Source organism: Photorhabdus akhurstii (genome assembly GCF_018448925.1).
Lineage (GTDB): Bacteria > Pseudomonadota > Gammaproteobacteria > Enterobacterales > Enterobacteriaceae > Photorhabdus > Photorhabdus akhurstii.
This window is the reverse complement of the sequence record NZ_RCWE01000003.1, coordinates 387,775-410,307: the sequence shown is the minus strand read 5'-3', so window position 1 is coordinate 410,307 and position 22,533 is coordinate 387,775. Positions and strand designations below refer to the sequence as shown.

The window sequence follows — 22,533 nt, the reverse complement described above, 5'->3', positions numbered from 1 at the left end:
TCCTAATTGTTACTTAAGTGATGTCGCCTGTAGCGGCGACGTTGCTGATGTGTCCGGTACTTTCTGCGGTCGCGCACAGGCGGCCGCATGCGGTATCAGACGGATTTCAACCCTGCGGTTGGCTGCTCGCCCCGCAGCGGTTGCGTTAGTCGCGATCGGACTCGTTGCTCCCTTGCCTTGTACAGTGAAGCAAGCCGGCGATAGGTCGCTGGTTTGTAATAGCCAATCGCGAACTGCTTCGGCGCGTGCCAGTGACAGCGCCTGATTTTTCGTGGCATCACCGGTAGCATCCGTATAGCCGGTGATGAGGATCATCCAGCCCGGTTTGGCTCGGATGTTTATTAGCGCGTTGATTAACACTTTGGTTGAATCCGCTTTCAGTTTCGCCTGTCCCACATCAAACAACGCCAGGCTGTTAAGGCTGATGGTCTGTGGTTCCACCGGCGTTACCGGCGTTTTCTCCCTCGGTTTAGCTTGATAATCGGCAATGGCCGCCTGTAATGGCGGGCGTAATCGCGCCCCTTGATATAGCCCCAATCCCAGACGCCACGGCACGCCGTCTCGGTAATAGCTCTCAAGCCGATCAGCGTCACGACTCAGTACTGCCGCCGCCTGTGCCTTGCGGCTATCATCCGTCATGGCAATGGACTGGTAATGCAGCAGGTCACTCTCCACCTGACGTAATAACTGCCAGTTATGCCAAGCCGAGCAACCTAGCGCAGTGACGCCCGCCAGCAGAAACAGCCCCAGTGCGATACCTATCGCCCGTCGAACGGGTGCTTGTGCCGTAGCCGTAGGCAGCAGGCGTAATACGCTGTCCGGGAATGGCAATGTCGCGGCAGCATCACCGGCGCCCGATGTGACTATCGGATCGCCCGCCCGGTTCAGCGCTGTTTTGGTTTGTAGCCACTGTTGCCAGACATGGCCGGTTAACCAATGCGGTAACGTCGGTACAAACTTCAATACCATCGCCAGCGGCGGACAAGGAGATAAGCCATTTTCCGGGGTCAGGCAGACGGGCAGTACATGCGCTTTCATCCAATCAGCCCAGCCAGTCAACTCAACCCCACGCGGAAAACGCGCCATCTGTTGCGCCAATGTGCCCTGTTCCAACCAATCCGCGAGTGGTTGAAAAGAGGCGCCTTCGCGCCAGGCCGTTACGGTGGTCCGTCCTGATTGCCACTCAAACCACGGTGAATCATCAGGTTGTCGGGATGGTCCGGCTAAGTAGCCCGCTAGCAGTAAAGGCAGCGAGATAGCGTGTTGTCGACGCACTTGGGATAGCTGCCAACGTAGTTCTCGCACCCAACCCGCTAACACGGCGGCGTCACGGTATTGCTGCGGGTTTATCACCGCCATCACACTTAACTGGCCGCCCCAAGAGGGCCGGGCAGCCAGCAAGCTTGCTACCCCGTCAGACAGAGAAGTCCCTGACGGTAAGCACAACCAGTAACCTTGTGGCGTTTGACGCAGCAGTTCATCACCAAACAGGCTGTCCTGGATGTCGCTATATACCAACACTACCGGGAGGCGATCACTTTCAGGCGGCAGCACCGCTGACAGGCTGTTACGGCGCTCCCGCTGTCGAGAACGCTCGCTATAAAACAGCCCCACCAGCGTGCAGAACAGGATAATGACTATCCCTACCCACCGGCTCACAGGCGATAAGGGCAACCAGACCAGACAGAGCAGCAATGCCAGCCCGGCTCCCCATCCCCATAACACCCGCTGCAACATGACACTCATCTCGCCAACCCCGGAAATAGCGTTGCCAGATAGTGACCTATCCCCCACCGGACACCGAACAATACGATGATCACCACGGAGGCCATCACGACCAATTGGCTGACTGTGGAACGCAGCCAGCAACGGGACGATGACGCATTGGTTAACGCCGGTGATTGTTGAGCCGTGCCGAAAGGGACAACCTGTTGACGTAAGCGGTCTACCAGTTGTTCACGTATCAGTGCGGTATCCTCCTGACACTTTCCCTGAAATCCCAACAGCAATACGCGGTGAAAACAGGTCAATACTGTCCGATCGGGGGCCGGTTCATGCAGTACCGTGCGCATCCGTTCATACAACTGGTCACCGGCCTCGGCGGTATTAAAGAAATGCTCCTGTAATGATGTTGTCCGCCAGGCGGCATGCCCCTGTTCCGGCGCCCGTTCCAGCACGGTTTCATCCAGCAAGGCGCAATGGGCGTAGCTGATATGATTAATCGCGGATTCGCTGACATCCGCATCACGCAGCGCTTGCCGTGTCTGTTCTATCTCGCGGGTGCAGTGCTGCCACACCACATCCGCCTGTTCCACCGGTGCGTTCTGACAAAGCTCTGCCACCAACAGGTAGCTGTTCTGTAACAAGGCATCGATATCCGGTGGCGATGTTTTAGTTGATAAAGGTGATTTATTCATGTCCTCAATACCGCAAACAGTTCAAGCTGAATATCGCCCAATACTCCGGGCACGTAGAAAGCACAGCTCCCCGCCGCCAGCATCGCTTTGCCCGCCGGATGGGTGAGATCAAGGGCAAAGTACTGGTTCTCCAGCCGCAGCGGGACCGCGGCCGGGACATGGCTAAGCGCGACTAAGGGGATGCCGGTTAATGCCCGGCTAATCATCCGGTCAACCTCGTCCGGCGCCCCGGCTTTACATAACAGCGGGAATCGGGTGTATAACTGGTGCGCCGGTATGGAAGAGCGGACAGAGAGATAAAAATCCGCCGCTTCACATAAGCGAGCATCGTGAAGAGTGGCTATCCACTGCTGTTCTGATGGTTTCTTCAACTCAATCGTCACCATCCGCGACGGCAAGCTGATCTCCAGCAATTGACTCAGCAAGTCAAATAGCGGCGGGAGTACCGCCGTCAAATTATCGTGCTGATAACGCGGGATCACCCCGGCGTTATGGTCCAGTGAAAAGGTCAACAGACTACCCGCCAGCCTTACCGCTTCACGGTAGAACAGCTCTGGATGCAAATTTGGGTGAGTCTTAAAATCACTCAATATCGGTTCATAACTGTTAAGCGCGTTAAGCAGCCAGAACAACGACACATCCGCCACCGCGAAATCCGCCATCCGTTCGTTACTCTCTCGGCGCATTGTCATCAATCGAGCCTGTTTAGCGTGTAACTGCGTCAACAATCGATCGAGCCGAGTTATCGAATCGGCATGCGCGTTAAGGCTCAGTAATGGCGGCACAAATTGCTCATCAAGGGTCCATTTCCCTTGAGCGTCACGCAACAGACGCGCCACCGGGCAGGTGAGATACTGACCGTTGTCCATGCTGTCAAAACGCAGCGATATCGCATAACGGGCAACCGCCATAGATTCAACGCGATCACTGAATTCATCCTGTACCGGCACCCACTCTTGCTGATAACGCACCGGACGATCAGCGCGTTCATCCGGTTTAAGGCAGTTACCGCCATTGGCATAGGTGTGCGGCAATGCCAGCAAGACCGTGACCTGCTGCGCGTCTGTCGGCAAAACGGCAGCCAATTCCAGCACCGGCGGTAAACGATCCGCCCGATCGGTGTCAATCAGCGATCCATCGGCAAAACGCACACACAGGTGATCCGCTTTCAATTGCCCCAACGCTAAGGTGTCTTGATCAAACACCGCAGTCAGCACGCCCCAAGGATGCGTCAGTCCCAGACGAGCAATAGATTCATTGGCATATGCCTCCCAACGAGCCTGCTGCTGAAACTGTTGGGGAGACAAGATGGTTCCTGTCATCCATAGCGGACGATCAATTTTCATGATGTTCCCCCTATGGTTAACCTTTAGTCTTCGGCATCTGAGAAACCAAAGAGAGATTGACGTCGAGTCCCTCTACCTGAAAATGCGGCACCGCATACAACTTGACCCGGAAGAAACCTGGGTTGTCGTCAATATCTTCAACAATGACGCGCGCTTCACGCAGCGGATGAGAAGCCTGCAAATCATCGGAAGGATCAGTCATCTCAGTCACCAAACTGTTGATCCAGTTGTTCAACTCAATTTCGAGCAGACGTCGATCTTTGGTGGTGCCGATGTTTTCTCGTTGAATCAGTTTCAAATAATGGGAAATGCGCGACAGCAGGAAAATATAGGGCAGACGCGCATTGATACGGCTGTTAGCCGTCGCTTCATCGGTGTCATACAACTCCGGTTTTTGCGCCGAGTTGGCGGAAAAGAAGCAGGCGTAATCCCGGTTTTTGTAGTAAGAGAGCGGAATAAAGCCCAGATTCGCGAATTCAAACTCGCGGGTTTCTGGAATCATCACTTCGGATGGAATTTTGACCTGATTACCGGTTCCCAGATCGTAGAGATGGATCGGCAAATCCGTCACCGCTCCCCCCGCATTTGGACCACGGATCTGGACGCACCAGCCATTACTGACAAAGCTCTTGACCATGTTTGCGGCAAAAGCAAAGGCGGCGTTGGTCCATAAATATTTATTGTGATCCGGACCGGAAACCTCTTCAACATAGTTAAAAGTCCGCACCGGTACGGTGTCCGGTCCATAGGGCAAACGCCCTAGCACCCGGGGGAAAGTCAGGCCGATATAGCGAGCGTCATCACTTTCGCGGAAGGCTTGCCACTTGATGTATTCGGCGCGGTCAAAGTAGTTACCGATATCTTTAATCGCGGCCACTTCATTCATCGTTTGTTTGCCAAAAAAGGCCGGGCCGATAGCCGCAATGAATGGCATATGCGCCGCCGCTGAGACTTTGGCAATATTACGCAGCAGGGCAATATCCTGCGTGCCGGCATCAAATTCATAATTGGCAATTACCGATCCGATAGGTTCGCCGCCCGGCGTATCGTATTCTTGAATGTAAGCGTGATGATAGAAACCGCTTTGAACAATTTCCGGCGCATCGTCAAAATCTTGCCGTAAATCCTCTTTGGCGACATCCAGCACTTCAATTCTGACGTTCTGACGAAAATCAGTACGATCAACCAAGAATTTCAGGCCACGCCAGGCAGATTCCACCTGCTGGAACTCAGGGTGATGCATGACCACATCCAATTGACGGCTGATTTGTTCGTCCAACTCGCGGATATGGTTATCCAATAATGCTTTATCCAGCCGTTTAACCTTTTGCGCCGAGGCTTTCAGCACAGAAAGAAAAACGCTAACCGCCGCCGTGACTCGCTCGTCCGCCGTCACATCAGCCAGCGCATCACTGCTCTGAAAGCATTCAATATCGCTTAACTGCTCTACCGGCTGTAAATTGATTTTCTTAAATAACGATTGATAAACACTACCTTCGGCGTGAGTTGTCGTTACTGCCGCCGCAGTGGTTTGTTCTTGTATAGTCATTAATCCTATCTCCTGATTTAAATACCTAATAATCAAATAGTTTTTGGCGCCAGCGCAGCCAGTTCAGCCCGTAGTTCATCGCTTAGTGCTTGATCCTGGAGGATATGTTCCAGCTCCCGGCGAAAGGTGGCGTTGTCAAGCAGGTTGGATCTCAAATCGCGCAATAGATGGCGCATCGAAAGCAAGGCCCGCAGTTGCGGGATTTGGCGAGCGATTTGTTCAGGCTCGAAGTCTTTTATTTGCCGAAAAGTAAGAGCGATATTCTCCTCGCTGCCATCTCCAGCCAGCGTATTTTCAACCGTCAAATTAACCGAGGGGCTAAATTCAGCCAGTACGCTATCAAAGTTATTTTTGTTGATAGCCACCTTTTTTCTTTCCGCGAGAGAGCGCTGTTCCTGCCCGTTGCTGTAATCTCCCATTACCAATAATTTCAGCGGCAGCTCAACTTTTTTCTGCGCGCCTCCTGTATGCAAATCCAATTTGATATTAATACGCGATTTAGGGATCTCGTTTTGAAAACTATGTGTCATAAGTGACTCCTCAACAATAAAATAGAATGAGTGGCATGATGTTCATGCCACAACGCATTTCAGAAACAAAACCGGATTCAGATATTTCAAAGCAGGAACTAACCAAGCGGAAAATAAGAGAAAACCGACAACCCCCGCCTCAATAGATAAATGGATTTATCAGGCAGGCCATTTTCTGGGTAAGGGGATTTTGTAAACAGATTTATATAAAATCAAGTCATTTTTTATCGTAAAGCATTTTTTGCTTCATCACCGCCAGATATAAAACATCTTAATCAAGAGATTAAAAAAACAATATATCAACGAAATCTAAACGAAATTGAATTAATTTTCATAAAAATTGAACTTATTTTAATAATATTAATCGCCAGGTCGGTTATATTATCTACATAGGTCAAACAAATGATTAAAAAATTAAATTATATTTAATTTTCAACTAGTTAAATAAAAATACAGAAACAGAGATAATTTTCACTCCCACGGCACAACAGGTAGAACATTTAGTGGAAAAAGTAAAAAAAGCATGATCGTCGGCTTAAGTTAATGCGAATGAGAATAAATTCAGTCACGCAGACCAGAATAGTCTGGCACGATAGATTAATAAGAACTGATATTATCCACACTTTCACAGAGCATCTCTACTTTATAAGGATAGAAACATGCTACTTTATTTCCAAACTAATAAGATTATAAATATGAAAATGATAGCAAATAATCCCCATTATATTCGATATTGAAGTGGCAAGAGTGATTAAGGCATTTAATGGTGTAAGAATTGTTTACATGCATCGGCAATGCTGAAAAATAGGATTTCTCCGCCAGCGTCAGGTATAGGATTTCATAAAAAAAATAAGGCACCGAAGTGATCAACATTCGGTGCCTATATTCAGCAAGGTTGTCCGGCTATTATGAAAACCTTTAACCGGACAAGTTATTTACTAATTACAACTTTTCATCACACAATATCACCGGCATTACAACGCCTCCGCCTCACAATTCATGGCCAACGCCATGCTTAAGGTCTTAGCCAAAACAGTTTTATTTTCACTATCTTCCATCAGACTAAAATGATCCCCCGGAACCGAGGTTAATTGTAGCGAAGAGTCAGGAACTATCTGTTCCCAACCTAACGACGGCTCCATCGTTACGGACTGTAGCGCAACATCGGTAACAAACGGGATCTGCGGATAAGATTCCATCGCATAGAATTGATGCAGCGTTATCGCCAGAGCTTTCGGCTGATAATCCTTGACCATTTGGACATAATTTCCCATCTGTACCCAACGTTTGGCAATTAAGTCAGGGTGCAGATTTGATGGGTATAATTCCAGCTCCTGCGCGGCCGCAATAAATTGCACTAAATTCAGTTCATCCATTTTCTGATGCAATGCTTCAATCTCTTGAGGATGCTCATCCACTGACTGCCTTGCCAATTCAGCAAGGAACTGGAGTTTAGGTTGATCGACTCGTGTCTTGAAACAGTGAGGAGCAGGCGTATCAATTAGCCCCAAGAAATTCACTGTCTCTCCGGCATGCAACAGTTGCTGAGCAATGGCATAAGCCAGTATGCCGCCGGAAGAGTAGCCGTATATTCGATACGGGCCTTCTGGTCGCACCGCCTTCATATAGGTGATCATTCTGGTCGCCAGCGCTTCAATGGTTGACACCATTTCCTCATTGATAGATGGCCAAGGTAGCGCATAAATCGGGTAATCCGCCTGAATATGCTGCGCCAGCCCGAAAACATATGAATAATCATCCATGCCGCTTGGTACGAAGAAGAGCGGCGGCTCGGTGCCATCCGGTCGTACCGGTATGGCGCTGATTTGCCACTGAGACAGCGGATCTGAGGTGATCTCCGCCACCAGTTCCGCCAACACCGGGAATTGGAACAGATTATTTAGCGAGCAAATTAATCCCCGTTCTGCGGCCAGATTGATCATCCGCATGGCGAGCAGCGAGTGTCCACCGAGGGTAAAGAAATTGTCATGCCGACCAATCCGCTCAACCCCCAATAATTCACGCCAGATGGCCGCCAAGGCGATCTCCGTTTCTCCTTGCGGCGCTTCATAGATCTGACGAGCAAACGCATTCTGATCAGGCGCCGGCAATGCCCGGTGATCCAACTTGCCGTTCGGAGTCAACGGAAAGGCGTCCAGACGCACAAACGCCGCCGGTACCATATAGTCAGGCAATAAAGTTCTTAAATGACGATGCAATTGGCTAGCCAGCCCGTTATCCTCTGGCGCCGCCACATAAGCCACCAGACGTTTATCCTGACCGTCACCTAGTGCTAATACTATCGCTTCGCGCACCGCAGGATACTCCGTCAACCGCGCTTCGATTTCACCCGGTTCAATACGGAAGCCACGAATTTTAATCTGCTGATCGTTACGCCCTACAAACACCAGATTGCCATCTGGCAAATAACGGGCCAAATCCCCGGTGCGGTACATGCGATCATCCGGTTCATCACTGAATGGATCTGCCAGAAAGCGTTCAGCCGTTAAATCAGGCCGGTTGAGATAGCCACGGGCGACACCAGCGCCACCAATGTACAATTCTCCCACTGCCCCAAACGGCACTGGCTGGCCGTGATTATCCAAGAGATAAATACGACTATTCGCTGTCGGGCGCCCGATAGGGATCAGCACATCCGTATAGTCTGGAGGGCAACGCCAACAGGTTGCACAGACGGTAATTTCTGTCGGGCCATAAGCGTTAAACAGCGTTGCCCGACCATGCAGCGCTTGCAACAACGCCGCACTGGGTGCTTCTCCGCCCAGTATCAAGGTGGGTTTTATCGTTATCGCCGGTAAATCGGCCCCATCCCGTAGCAGAGCCGGAGTTAAACAGGCGTGTGTTACCCGCTGTTCTTCCAGATAACGCCACAAGCGCAGCGGGTCCTGACGAACCGTATCAACCGGAATGTCCAGCGTCGCTCCCCCACACAGCGCCATCATGATTTCCCAGACACTGGCATCGAAACCAAATGAGGCAAATTGCAAGAGCCGACTATCCGCGTGAATGTCAAATTGGGTGATTTTCTCCCCAATCAGGTTGACCAAGCCACAGTGTTCCACCATCACCCCTTTCGGCGTGCCGGTGGAACCGGATGTGTAAATCACATACGCCAGATGCCGTGAAGTGAGTTCAGGAACTTGCGGGTTGTTATCCGGTTGATCAGACAGGATCGTTGGATCAAGCGCCGTTAATCCAGCAAGCGCCTGTTCGCCTAGCGCGGTGCGGCCCGCATTATCCGCCAGCACCACTGACGGCGCCGCATCCGTGAGCATATAAGCCAGCCGATCACCCGGATAAGATGGGTCCAAAGGAACATAAGCCCCACCCGCTTTCAATACCGCCAGTAGCGCGACCACTCTTGCCGGTGAACGCGTGACACAAATCGCCACCCGCTGATCAGGCTCCACCCCGAGTTCAATTAATTGATGAGCCAGTCGGTTAGCTCGCGCGTTCAGTGCCGCATAGCTGAGGGTTTGCTCTTCGTATATCAGCGCCGCCGCATCAGGATTTTTCGCCACTTGTTGTTCAAACAGATGATGAATACACAACGGGGCGGAATACGCCGTTTGCAAGCCATTGCCGATTTTCAGCAGCAGTTTCCTTTCGTCTGTCGGTAATACTTCCAACTGCCGAACCGGAGTTTCCGGGGCATGTTCAAGCGCGTCGACCAAACTTTCCAGCGCCTGTTGCATATAGCCACACACCCGCTCGGCATCAAACGGCTGGACGATTTGCGCAGTCAGCCCCAATGCCTCACCAAAATCTTCCACCGACAGTGTAAACGGATAGTTAGTCCGCTCTTGCGCACCAAGAAATTCGACGCCGCTCATGATTTCATTCGATGTCGACGACGACACGTTGTGTCGATAGTTCAACAAGGTACTAAACAGCGGCGTTCCCCCTTGCACCCCGCTACAACGTTGAGCCAGCGCCAGTGATGCATATTCATGTTCCAATAATCCCGCCAGCCGGTGATGTGCTACCTGTACACTGTCTCGCACCGGGGTATCATCCATATCCAAGCGGAGCGGCAAAGTATTGATAAACAGTCCCATGCCATTTTCAGCCCCTTCACCCGCCGCCATGCGTCCAAACAACACGGTGCCAAATACCACTCGCTGCTGTCCGCTGGTACGCGACAACACCTGTGCCCAAGCCAAGTGACACAGCGCCGCCAGACTAACACTCAACCGCCGAGCTTGACCACGCAAGCGCTCATTTAACTCGGTAGTCAACATCCGATGTGATTCGGTCATCTGAGAACCATCATGGCGGACTTCCGCCAATCCAAACGGTAGTGTCGGTTCATCCACCTCAGCCAACATTTCAGTAAAGAAACGGGTATGTTCCGCCTGACTCATCCCTAACCGGGACTGCGCCACTAGATTGCGGAATGGCGCCGGGGCAGGTAAGTCGCTTTCCTGCCCGTCAAGGTATGTCTGAACTTCGTGACTCATCACATCCAACGCGGTATGGTCGCCAATCAAATGGTGCATCAGTTGCAACACAATCCAGCGGCCATCACTCTCCTGTGCCACCACAAAGCGCAACAGCGGCGCCTGTCCCAAATCGAGGCGATATTGGCGTGGATTAAAACGTTGCGCAAATTGTTCGCTGATCGGCCCGTCAGCCGGATCTAATATCAGTTCCGTCACCGACAATCGCACCTGACGGCAGACAACCTGTGCCGGCACGGATAATCCTTGCCAGATAAAGGCAGTCCGCAAGATGTCATGACGATTAATCACCTGCTGAACCGCCGCCAGATAACGATCTAACAGCTTCCGATCAGCAAAGGCCATTTGACCGGCCAACAGATAAGGATCGCCTTCGTCTGCCAGCAAATGGTGGAACAAGATCCCATCCTGTAACGGCGATAACGCATAGATATCCTGAATATTAGCTATCCCGCCCGGTACCTGCTCAATGATGTAATCAATTTCAGATTGAGTGAGTTCAATCAGCGGTAACATTGCCGGTGTTAATACCGTAGTGGCCGGTGTAATGACGTTAGCCGGTACGCTTTCCGCCTGATTCAACTTCAATGTTTGCGCCAGTTCAGCCAATATCGGCGATTGGAACAGATCTCGTACTGCCAGGGTTAAACCCGCATTACGCAGACGCTCAACCATCCGTACCGCGAGCAACGAATGGCCGCCCAAAGCAAAGAAGCTGTCGTACCGGCTGATCTGCTCAATGCCCAATAATTCACGCCAGATATCAGCCAGTACGGTTTCGGTTTCTCCCTGTGGCGCGGCGTAAATCTGGCGGGCAAAGGCTTCCTCCCCCGGCGCAGGTAACGCCCGGCGATCCAGCTTGCCGTTAGGCGTCAACGGAAAAGCCTCCAATCGCACAAAGGCCGCCGGTACCATGTAGTCAGGCAACAATCCGCTCAGATATTCGCGCAGGCAGTTAACCAACCCGTCATCCTCTGCCGCCGCCACATAAGCCACCAGCCGTTTGTCCTGACCATCACCCAAGGCCAGTACCAGTGCTTCACGGACTGCGGGGTGCTCTGTCAGTCGAGTTTCGATTTCCCCCGGCTCAATTCGGAAACCACGGATCTTAATCTGTTGGTCATTACGGCCAACAAACACCAGATTGCCATCCGGCAGATAGCGTACCAAATCGCCGGTTCGATACATTCGGGCATCAGCAATTTCACTGAATGGGTCTGCAAGGAAACGTTCATCAGTCAATTCAGAACGATTGAGATAGCCACGCGCTACACCGACGCCACCAATATAGAGTTCACCTACGCCTCCCAACGGCACCAGCTGGCCGAGAGCATCCAACAGATAGATACGAGTGTTGGCTGTCGGGCGCCCAATAGGAATGAGTTCATCCCCACAGTTTGAGTAACTTGAATAGTTTGATGGGCAACGCCAGCTCGTGGCGCAAACGGTGATTTCTGTCGGGCCATAAGCATTGAATACCGTTGCCTTGCCGCCCAGCGCCCTAAGCAACGCCGCACTGGGCGCTTCACCTCCCAATATTAATGTGGGTTTTATCGTTATCGCAGGCAAATCAGCTCCATCCCGCAACAGGGCCGGAGTCAGGCAGGCATGCGTTACCGAGTGCGCTTCCAGATAATGCCAGAGAAGATTGGGGTCCTGACGGATAGTGTCGACAGGAATATCCAAAGTAGCGCCACTGCATAGCGTCATCATGATTTCCCAGACACTCGCATCAAAACCAAATGAGGCAAACTGTAACATTCGGCTAGCAGGTAAAATGCCGAATCGGGCGATTTTATCCCGGATAAGGTTAACCAACCCACGATGTTCAACCATCACCCCTTTTGGCGTGCCGGTCGAGCCGGAAGTGTAAATCACATACGCCAGATGGCGGGCGGTCAATGTAGGCAGTTGTGGGTTGTTATCCGGTTGATCAGGTAATGAATTCGGATCAAGTAGAATCTGCCCCGTAAGCATTTGCTCGCCTAAGGCTGAACGTCCAACACTATCGGCCAATAAAATAATCGGTTCAGCATCAGCCAAAATATGGACCAGACGCTCTCCCGGATAGGCAGGGTCCAGCGGCACATAAGCGCCTCCCGCTTTTAACACCGCCAACAACGCCACTATCCGCGCCGGTGAACTTGCTACGCAAATCGCCACTCGCTGATCCGGCGTCACACCCAGTGCAATAAGTTGGCGCGCCAATCGGTTAGCATCAGTATTCAATTCCGCATAACTAAGGGATCGCTCTTCACACACCAGTGCCGTGGCATCCGGGGTTTTCTCCACCTGCTGCTCAAACAGTTGATGAATGCACAACTGCTCAGGATAGGCTGTTTCAGTGGCGTTCCAAGTTTTTAACAACAATGTGCGTTCGGTTGCCGGCAGAATTTCTAACTGCTGTACCGGCATGTCGGGCGTCTGCTCAAGGGCATCCGCCAAACTTTCCAATGCCTGTTGCATATAGCCGCATATCTGTTCTGGATCGAACGGTTGCACTACTTGAACTGTCAGCCCTAAATCAGAACCCCCATCCTCTACCGACAAGACAAACGGATAGTTGGTCCGCTCCTGTGCGCCAAGGAATTCGACGCCGTTCATGATCTCATTCGGTGTTACCGGCTGAGTATTATGGCGATAGTTCAACAGCGCATTGAAAAGCGGCGTTCCACTGGCTACGCTACTGCAACGTTGCGCCAGCGCCAGTGAAGCGTGTTCATGTTCCAGCAATCCCGCCAATCGGCTATGTGCTATACGTACACTGTCCCGCACCGGGGTGTGATCGATATCCAACCGCAACGGCAAGGTGTTAATAAATAGCCCCATGCCACTATCAAATCCTTCACCCGCCTGCATACGTCCAAACAACACGGTACCGAACACCACTTGTTGCTGACCACTGGTACGCGACAATACCTGCGCCCAAGCCAAATGACACAACGCCGCCACACTGACGCCCAACCGCCGCGCCTGACCACGTAAGCGATCGTTTAGTCCTGTCGGCAACATTCGGTGAGATTCCGTCACCTGTGAGCCATCATGATGTGCTTCCGCCAACCCAAATGGCAACGTAGGCTCCTCCACCTCAGCCAGCATGTCGGTAAAGAAGCGAGTATGCTCTGTCTGACTGATTCCCTGCCGAGCCTGTGCCACTAAATGGCGGAACGGGACCGGCTCAGGCAAGCTGTCCATTCGTCCCGAGAGGCACGCTTGTACTTCGCTGTTCATCACCTCCAACGTGGTATGGTCGCCAATGAGATGATGCAACAATTGCAATACAATCCAACGGCCATCACTCTCCTGTGCCACAACGAAACGTAATAACGGAGCCTGATTCAGGTCAATACGATGCCGGCGCGGGTCAAAACGTTGAGCCAGTTGGTCACTTATCGGCCCATCCGCCGGATCGAGCGTCAATTCCGTTACTGACAAAGGCGCCTGACGGCAAACTACCTGAGCCGGCGCAGATAATCCTTCCCAAATAAAAGCGGTACGTAAGATATCATGGCGGTCAACCACCTGTTGAACCGCCGCCAGATAACGGTCAAGTAAGGGCCGATCGGCAAAAGCCTGTTGAGTGATCAGTAGATAGGGATCACCCTCATTTGCCAATAAATGGTGGAATAAAATGCCATCCTGTAACGGTGACAAGGCATAGATATCCTGAATATTGGCAATTCCACCCGGTACTTGCTCAACAATGCGATCAATTTCAGCTTGAGTCAGATCAATCAGCGGCAACATGGCTGGCGTCAGCACCGTCGTATCCGCGGTAATACGGTTATCAGGCACGCTAATTTCACGATGCTGCGCCAAAGATTGGGCCAATACACTTAATGTCGGATGCTGGAATAGCGTTTGTACCGATAGCCCTAAACCAATACGTCGTAAACGTTCAATCATCCTGACAGCCAACAGCGAGTGACCGCCCAAGGCAAAGAAACTGTCATGTCGACCAATCTGCTCAAGATTCAGTAATTCGCGCCAGATAGCCGCTAACGCTATCTCAATTTCCCCTTGTGGCGCTTGGTAAGCTTGGCGGGCAAAAGCGCCCTCCCCCGGTGCGGGCAGTCCTCGGCGATCCAGCTTACCGTTAGGGGTCAACGGAAAAGCATCCAAACGCACAAAAGCCGCCGGCACCATATAGTCAGGCAAAATATCACTCAGATGTTCACGCAGTTTGGTTGCCAGCTCGTCATCCACTTGCGCCACCACATAAGCCACCAGACGCTTATCCTGTCCATCACCTAACGCCAATACCAGCGCTTCACTTACCGCAGGGTGTTCAATCAGTCGTGCTTCAATTTCTCCCGGCTCAATGCGGAAACCACGGATTTTAACCTGTTGGTCATTACGGCCAATAAACACCAGATTGCCATCCGGCAGGTAACGGGCTAAATCTCCGGTCCGGTACATTCGGGCATCCGTCTCATTACTAAACGGATCATTCAGGAAACGTTCAGCGGTCAATTCAGGGCGATTGAGATAACCACGCGCTACCCCAACGCCGCCAATATACAATTCTCCCACTGTGCCCAATGGGACCGGCTGGCCGTGTTCATCCAGCAGATAGAGACGTTTGTTGGCGGTCGGGCTGCCGATAGGAATGAGTCCCCCGGTATAATCTGGCGGGCAATCCCAAGTGGTCGCGCACACAGTGGTTTCCGTCGGCCCATAAGCGTTAAACACATCGGCCCGGCTGCACAGTGCCTGAAATAACGCGGGACTCGGCGCTTCTCCTGCAAATATTAATGTTGGTTTTATCGCTATCGCCGGTAAATCGGCGCCATCGTGAAACATAGCCGGTGTCAAACAGGCATGGGTCACCGCCTGTTCTTCCAGGTAATGCCAAAGGCGCTGTGGATCTTGACGCACTGTTTCGGTAGGAATAACCAGCATGGCCCCACAACTCAGCGCCATCATAATTTCCCAGACACTGGCATCGAAACCAAATGAAGCAAACTGCAACATTCGGCTGGCAGAGCAAAAATCAAACTGGGTAATTTGTGTCAGCGTCAAATTAACCACGCTACGATGTTCAATCATCACGCCTTTTGGCCTGCCGGTTGAACCAGAAGTGTAAATCACATAAGCCAGATGCTGTGGAGTCAATCCAAAGACTTGCGGGTTATTATCCGGCTGCTCCGGCAAGGTATTCGGATCGAGCACCGTCAGCATCGCCAGAATGTCCTCACTTAGCGCAGCCCGCCCAACATTATCCGCCAGTAAAATAACCGGTGCGGCATCAGTGAGCATATAAGACAGACGTTCACCGGGATAGGCGGGATCTAACGGCACATAGGCTCCGCCCGCTTTCAGCACCGCTAACAACCCAATTATTCTCGCAAGTGAGCGTGTCACACAAATCGCCACCCGCTGATCCGGCGTTACGCCTAAAGCGATAAGCTGATGGGCTAACCGATTGGCGCGGACATTCAGTTCCGCATAGCTGAGCGTCTGGTTTTCATAGATTACCGCTATGGCGTCCGGGGTCTTTTCTGCCTGTTGTTCAAATAGCTGATGAACACATACCTGAGTAGGATACGGTTCTTCGGTCGCATTCAAATTCTCCAGCAATAACTCCCGTTCCGCAGATGACAAAATATCGATAGCCGTGACCGGTTGCTGAGGCTGGTTCACCATTGCCCGCAATATGGCCTGCAAATAACCCACCTGCCTTTCGATGGTTTCATGGTCGAACAGGGCGGAAGAGTAGTTCAGTTCTCCGACAATTTCTCCCGACTTCTCCGTTAATTCCAGTTGCAGATCGAATTTCGCTATATCATATTCCAGCTCGAATGGTGTTACCGCCAATTCCGGTAATTGCCATTCCTCTGTTTCATTCTCCTGCCAGGCAAACATTACCTGGAACAGTGGCGTATGCTCCGGTCTGCGCGGCGGTTGAACAATTTCCACTACCTGTTCGAAAGGCAGATCTTGATGCTCCTGCGCTCCCAGTGTCGTCTGCCGCACACGACGCAGTAGTGTGTCCACATCCGGCATGTCGGATAAATCGATACGCAACGCCAATGTGTTAACAAAGAAGCCAAGCAGTGGTTCAATTTCCCGCAGATTGCGGTTAGCGCTTGGTATACCAATGACGACATCATCCTGCCCAGACAAGCGCGATAGCAATGCAGCCCAAGCGGTCAACAGTGTCATAAACAGTGTGGCGCCATGCTGTTGTCCCAGATGTTTTAGCGCCTGTACCAACGGAGCATCAATGTGCACCGCTACCCGGCCACCGGTAAATGATTGTTGGAAGGGTCGAGGTCTGTCTATCGGCAATTCAAGCAATACCGGTGCGTCTGCCAACGTCCGGCGCCAGTAATCACTCTGTGCCTGTACTCCTTCACCAGAAAATACCTGCCGCTGCCAGGCCGCATAATCAGGATATTGAATGGTCAATAACGGCAACGGATCAGGCTGTTGATTTAGACCAGCAGCGTAAAGCGCCACCAGTTCTGATTCAAGTATCTTTAAAGACCAAGCATCGGAGATAATATGATGCTGAGTCAGTAAGAATATATGCTCTTCATCGGCCAGTTGGATCAATGCGCAACGCATGAGGGGGCCACGAGCAAGATCAAACGGCGTTTTGGCTTCCTGTACACACAAGCGCTTAAATTGTTCGTCCACGTTAGATGCTTTACGCAAATCGTATTTTTTCACCGGTAGACCAAATTCCGCCGGTAACAGTTCAACCTGAGGCTGACCATCAACTGTGATAAAAACAGAACGAAGCGCCTCGTGGCGAGCAAACAGGCGATTCAGGGCCTGCTGCCAGGCAGAGAGGTTAAGTTGGCCACGTAAACGCAAGGCTGTCGGAACATGGTAGGTATCACTCACCCCCTCAAATTGCGCCAGAAACCACAGACGCTGTTGACCAAACGATAAGGGCAAGACACTATCACGAGATATTGGCCTAATTGCAGGCAATTTATCACTGCCCGCATGACGTTGTGCGCAGATCTTCTCGGTAAACGCAGACAGTGACGGAAACATAAACAACGAAGCCAACGGCAGGTCGACGCCGAAAACAGCTATGCGGTTCATCATCCGTACCGCCAACAAGGAATGTCCGCCTATGGCAAAGAAATTATCATGTCGGCCGATCTGCTCAATGCCCAGTAATTCACGCCAGATAGCCGCCACTGCAATTTCCATTTCCCCTTGTGGCGCGACATAAATTTGATGGGCGAAGGCATCCTCCCCCGGTGCCGGTAATGCCTGACGATCCAACTTACCATTTGGGGTCAGCGGGAAGGCATCTAAACGCACAAAGGCCGCCGGTACCATATAATCAGGCAACATAGCGCTCAAATGAGTGTGCAAACTGGCCGCCAGTCCGCTATCCGCTTCGGCTACAATATAGGCGACTAAACGCTTATCCTGCCCATCCCCCAAAGCTACGACCCACGCTTCGCGCACCATAGGATGTTCCGCCAATCGGGCTTCAATTTCACCCGGCTCAATACGGAAACCGCGGATTTTAATCTGCTGGTCGTTACGGCCAACAAACACCAGATTGCTGTCCGGCAAGTAGCGCACCAAATCGCCGGTACGATACATCCGAGCATCAGCAACATCACTAAATGGGTCAGGCAGAAAGCGCTCGTCAGTCAGATCAGGACGATTGAGATAGCCACGAGCGACACCATCCCCGCCAATATAGAGTTCCCCCACCGCGCCTAATGGGACTGGCTGGCCGTGGTTATCCAATAGATAAATACGCGTATTCGCCGTCGGGCGCCCAATAGGAACCAACACCTCGGTATAGTTTGGCGGACAACGCCAACTAGCGGCACAGACGGTAATTTCTGTCGGGCCATAGGCATTAAATAGCGTTGCCTGACGACTTAGCGCCCGCAGTAGCACGGGGCTAGGCGCTTCACCGCCCAATATCAATGTCGGTTTTATTGTTATCGTTGGCAAATCGCCCCCTTCTCGCAACAAAGCAGGGGTCAAACAAGCATGCGTCACCGATTGTTCTTCCAGATAATGCCAGAGGCGACGCGGGTCTTGACGAACAGTTTCGGCAGGAATCATCAGGCTGGCTCCACTGCCTAATGCCATCATGATTTCCCAGACACCGGCATCAAAGCCAAATGAAGCAAACTGTAACATCCGGCTAGCGGGGCGAATGTCGAATCGGCTGATTTTATCCCGAATAAGATTAACCAGCCCACGATGTTCACTCATCACCCCTTTGGGAGTCCCGGTTGAGCCGGAAGTGTAAATCACGTAGGCCAGATGGCGGGAGGTCAATGCAGGAACCTGCGGGTTACCGTCCGGCTGGTCAGGCAAGATATGCGGGTCTAGTACCGTCAGCTCCGCAAGCGTTTGCTCACCCAATGCAGTCTGCCCGGTACTGTCCACCAGCGCTATTGTTTTTAACCCCCTAGCCGGAGCTACATCGGTCAAGATATGCGACAATCGTTCTCCCGGATAAGCCGGGTCCAACGGCACATAGGCCCCGCCCGCTTTCAGCACCGCCAGCACCGCTATCACCCGCGCCGGTGAACTTGTCATGCAAATCACCACCGGTTGATCTGGCACGACGCCCAAGGCAAGCAGTTGATGGGCAAGCCGGTTAGCGCAGGCATTCAGTTGTCCATAGCTGAGTGTCTGATCTTCAGACATCAATGCAGTGGCTTCTGGCGTTTTCTCTACCTGTTGTTCAATCAACTGATGGATACAGAGTTGTTCAGGATAGGGGGTTTCTGTCGCGTTCCAGGTTTCCAGTAATAATGTACGTTCCGATTCCGGCAAAATGTTTAGCGCCCGTACCGGCGTTTCCGGCGCCAGTTCAAGGGCATCCACCAGACTTTCCAGCGCCTGTTGCATATAACCGCATACCCGTTCTGAATCAAACGGTTGTACCACCTGTGCTGTCAACCCCAGTGTGGCGCCGCCATCCTCCACTGACAGGACAAACGGGTAGTTGGTCCGTTCCTGTTCACCCAGAAATTCGATTCCCGGCATTGCCTCATGCGGGATCATCGGTTGCTCATTATGCCGGTAATTCAATAAGGCACTAAAAAGCGGGGTGCCTCCCTGTACTCCGCTGCAACGTTGAGCTAACGCCAATGAAGCATGTTCATAATCCAGCAATCCAGCTAATCGGGTATGCGCCACCCTGACGCTATCCTGTACCGGAGTATCATCGATATCCAACCGTAATGGTAAGGTATTGATAAACAGCCCCATGCCGCTGTCAGCCCCTTCCCCCGCCGCCATACGTCCAAACAGCACAGTGCCGAACACCACTTTCTCTTGTCCACTGGTGCCCGACAACACCTGCGCCCAAGCCAGATGACACAGGGTCGCCAGACTGACGCCCAGACGTCTTGCCTGCGCACGCAGACGATCATTCAACGTGGGAGACAGCATCCGGTGCGCCTGTACGACCTGAGAACCATCACGATGTACCTCGGTCAGCCCAAACGGTAACGTCGGTTCATCCACTTCTGCCAACATGTCGGTAAAGAATCGGTGATGTTCTGTCTGGTCAACCCCTTGCCGAGCCTGAGCCACCAGATTGCGGAACGGTACCGATGCCGGTAGATTATCGCCCTGTCCGTCAAGGCAGGCCCGAACCTCGCGGTTCATCACTTCCAGCGTGGTATGGTCGCCAATCAGGTGATGTTGTAATTGCAATACGTACCAGCGACCATCGGTTTCCTGTGCTATCACAAAGCGCAACAACGGGGCCTGATTTAGATCGAAACGGTGTTGCCGCGGATCAAAACGTTGCGCCAGTTGGTCACTGACCGGCCCATCAGTCGGGTTTAACTTCAGTTCAGTCACTGACAACGGCGCCTGACGCCAAACCACCTGCGCCGGAACGGATAATCCTTGCCAGATAAACGCGGTACGCAAAATATCATGGCGGTCAACCACCTGTTGTACCGCAAATAAATAGCGGTCTAACAAACCACGCTCAGCAAAGATCATTGGATAGGCCAGCAAGTAAGGATCACCCTCTTTCGCCAGCAGATGGTGAAACAAGATACCGTCCTGCAACGGCGACAGCGCATAAATATCCTGAATATTGACCACCCCGCCCGGTACCTGCTCGACGATGTGATCAATCTCAGGCTGAGTCAAATCAATCAGTGGCAACATCGCTGGCGTCAATGCAGTGGTCGCCGGGGTAATGACATTCAGCGGCACTGCCACAATCTGATGTTGCTCCAATGTTTGAGCCAACTCCGCCAATATTGGCGCTTGAAACAGATCGCGGGCAGCCAATGTCAGCCCTAAATGGCGTAGCTGTTCAATCATACGTACGCCGAGTAGTGAATGACCACCCAAGGCAAAGAAGCTATCATGTCGACTTATCTGATCAATACCCAGTAACTCGCGCCAGATAGTCGCCAATGCAATTTCCCTTTCCCCTTGCGGTGCGGCGTAAACCTGACGGGCAAAGGCGTCTTCGCACGGTGCCGGCAACGCCCGGCGATCCAGTTTGCCATTGGGAGTTAGCGGGAATTCATCCAGACGCACAAAGGCCACCGGCACCATATAATCAGGCAACCGCGCACTTAAATGTTCACGCAAACGAGTAGGCAATTCGTTATCCGACTCCGCCAGCACATAAGCAACTAACTGCTTGTTCTGCCCTGTGCCTAACGCCAATACCACCGCTTCCCGTACTGTCGGATACTCTACCAGGCAGGCTTCAATTTCCCCCGGTTCAATCCGAAAACCCCGGATTTTCACTTGCTGATCGTTGCGGCCAAGGAATTCTAGATTGCCATCCGGCAGATAACGGGCCAAATCGCCGGTCCGGTACATCTGCGCATTCGGTGCATCACTAAATGGATCAACCAAAAAGCGTTCAGCGGTCAATTCAGGACGATTGAGATAACCACAGGCTACCCCGTCGCCTCCAACATAAATCTCGCCCACCCTTCCTAATGGCGTCGGTTGGCCTTGCTCGTCCAGTAAGTAAACCCGCGTGTTGGCAATGGGTCGACCAATAGGGATATTGGTTGTTCCTGTGGCTAAAGCTTCAATCCGGTATGTGGTGGTAAAGGTAGTGCCTTCGGTCGGTCCATAGGCATTCAATAACTGCTGAGGCGGGTTGTTACGTAAAACTTGGGCAATCACATGGGGATCAAGGACATCGCCGCCGACAATGAGGATTTTCATCTGTGGAAGGACTGGAGACAACTCCGCCGCCAGCCGGTTAAACAGGCCGACGCTTAACCATAAGATATTAATTTGATAACGGTCTAATGCCTGTACAAACTCCTGTGGCGTCAACAAAGTCGTGTGGTCAATAACGACTAGTGCCCCACCATTGAGCAAAGGGGCCCAGACTTCAAAGGTGCTGGCATCGAATGCGGGATTAGCCGCAAAGGCAACTCGGTCATTGGGTTCAATTTCAACATAGCTATTATTAATAACCAGTCGAACCACAGCGCGGTGAGGCACAATCACCCCTTTAGGGATGCCGGTCGAGCCGGAGGTGTACATAATATACGCTGGCGCGGTACTGGCACAAAGTAAGTCAGGATTAAAACTTTCTTCCTCCTTGCTCACGTCTGTCTCATCAGAGAGACGAATTAGCGGAACATCCAGATTAGCCGGGATATCCACCTCTGCACTGGTGAGCAACAATTTGGCTAAACAATCGCTTATCAGCCAATTCTTTCTCTCGTTCGGCGCTCCGGGATCGATAGGGACATAAACCGCGCCCGCCTTGAGAATAGCCAATTGAGCCACCACCAATTCGATAGATCGCTCTAACAGAATTGCCACAGGGTCATTCGGGCCAACCCCTTGTTTAATCAGTTGATGAGTCAGTCGGTTAGCGCGAGCATTCAATTCCGCATAACTCAGGGTCTTATCCATTGCTATTAACGCTGTGGCTGTCGGGGTTTTCTCCACTTGCCGTTCAAACAACTGATGAATGCCTAACTGGTCAGGATAGACGGTTTCAGTGGCGTTCCAGGTTTTCAACAGCAGTGTGCGTTCAGCTTCTGACAACAAATTAAGTTTCTGAACAGATATGTCATCACCAACCTTTTCTGACGGTACTTGTTCTAATCCAACGTCAAAGATAATTTCCTTTTTAGCCATGCTATCTTTCATCTACTTACTACCTCAACGAATCTGTTAGTTATTTGAAAACTGTCATTCTCAACAGTCATCACAAATGTTTTGCCCTTATTTCTTTCCTCAAAGAAATAAAAACGG

Annotated in this window: 6 protein-coding genes; all 6 read right to left on the bottom strand. The window is 51.8% G+C overall.

Features of this window, described 5'->3' with window-relative positions; translation table 11 throughout:
* Positions 1-9: 9 nt before the first annotated feature.
* The gene (locus EAE93_RS06485) at positions 10-1,746 is read right to left on the bottom strand and encodes an OmpA family protein (protein ID WP_214039321.1); all 1,737 of its coding nucleotides are present in this window, start codon (positions 1,744-1,746) and stop codon (positions 10-12) included.
* Entirely contained in the window at positions 1,743-2,417 is a 675-nt protein-coding gene (gene tssL, locus EAE93_RS06480) for a type VI secretion system protein TssL, short form (RefSeq protein WP_214039320.1), read from the bottom strand. Before tssL ends, EAE93_RS06485 begins: the two co-directional genes overlap by 4 nt.
* Complete coding sequence (gene tssK / locus EAE93_RS06475; RefSeq protein ID WP_214039319.1) at positions 2,414-3,763, bottom strand: type VI secretion system baseplate subunit TssK; 1,350 nt, start codon at positions 3,761-3,763, stop codon at positions 2,414-2,416. The genes tssL and tssK overlap by 4 nt, the downstream gene beginning before the upstream one ends.
* A 16-nt stretch (positions 3,764-3,779) precedes the next feature.
* Positions 3,780-5,312, bottom strand: a complete 1,533-nt coding sequence (gene tssC / locus EAE93_RS06470; protein WP_214039318.1) for a type VI secretion system contractile sheath large subunit — start codon at positions 5,310-5,312, stop codon at positions 3,780-3,782.
* A gap of 32 nt (positions 5,313-5,344) precedes the next feature.
* On the bottom strand, positions 5,345-5,842 hold the full coding sequence (gene tssB, locus EAE93_RS06465) for a type VI secretion system contractile sheath small subunit (RefSeq protein WP_105399106.1): 498 nt from the start codon (positions 5,840-5,842) through the stop codon (positions 5,345-5,347).
* A 974-nt stretch (positions 5,843-6,816) separates the two neighbouring features.
* Positions 6,817-22,428: a non-ribosomal peptide synthetase gene (locus EAE93_RS06460; protein WP_214039317.1), complete on the bottom strand. Its 15,612-nt coding sequence runs from the start codon at positions 22,426-22,428 to the stop codon at positions 6,817-6,819.
* Between the last annotated feature and the right edge of the window lie 105 nt (positions 22,429-22,533).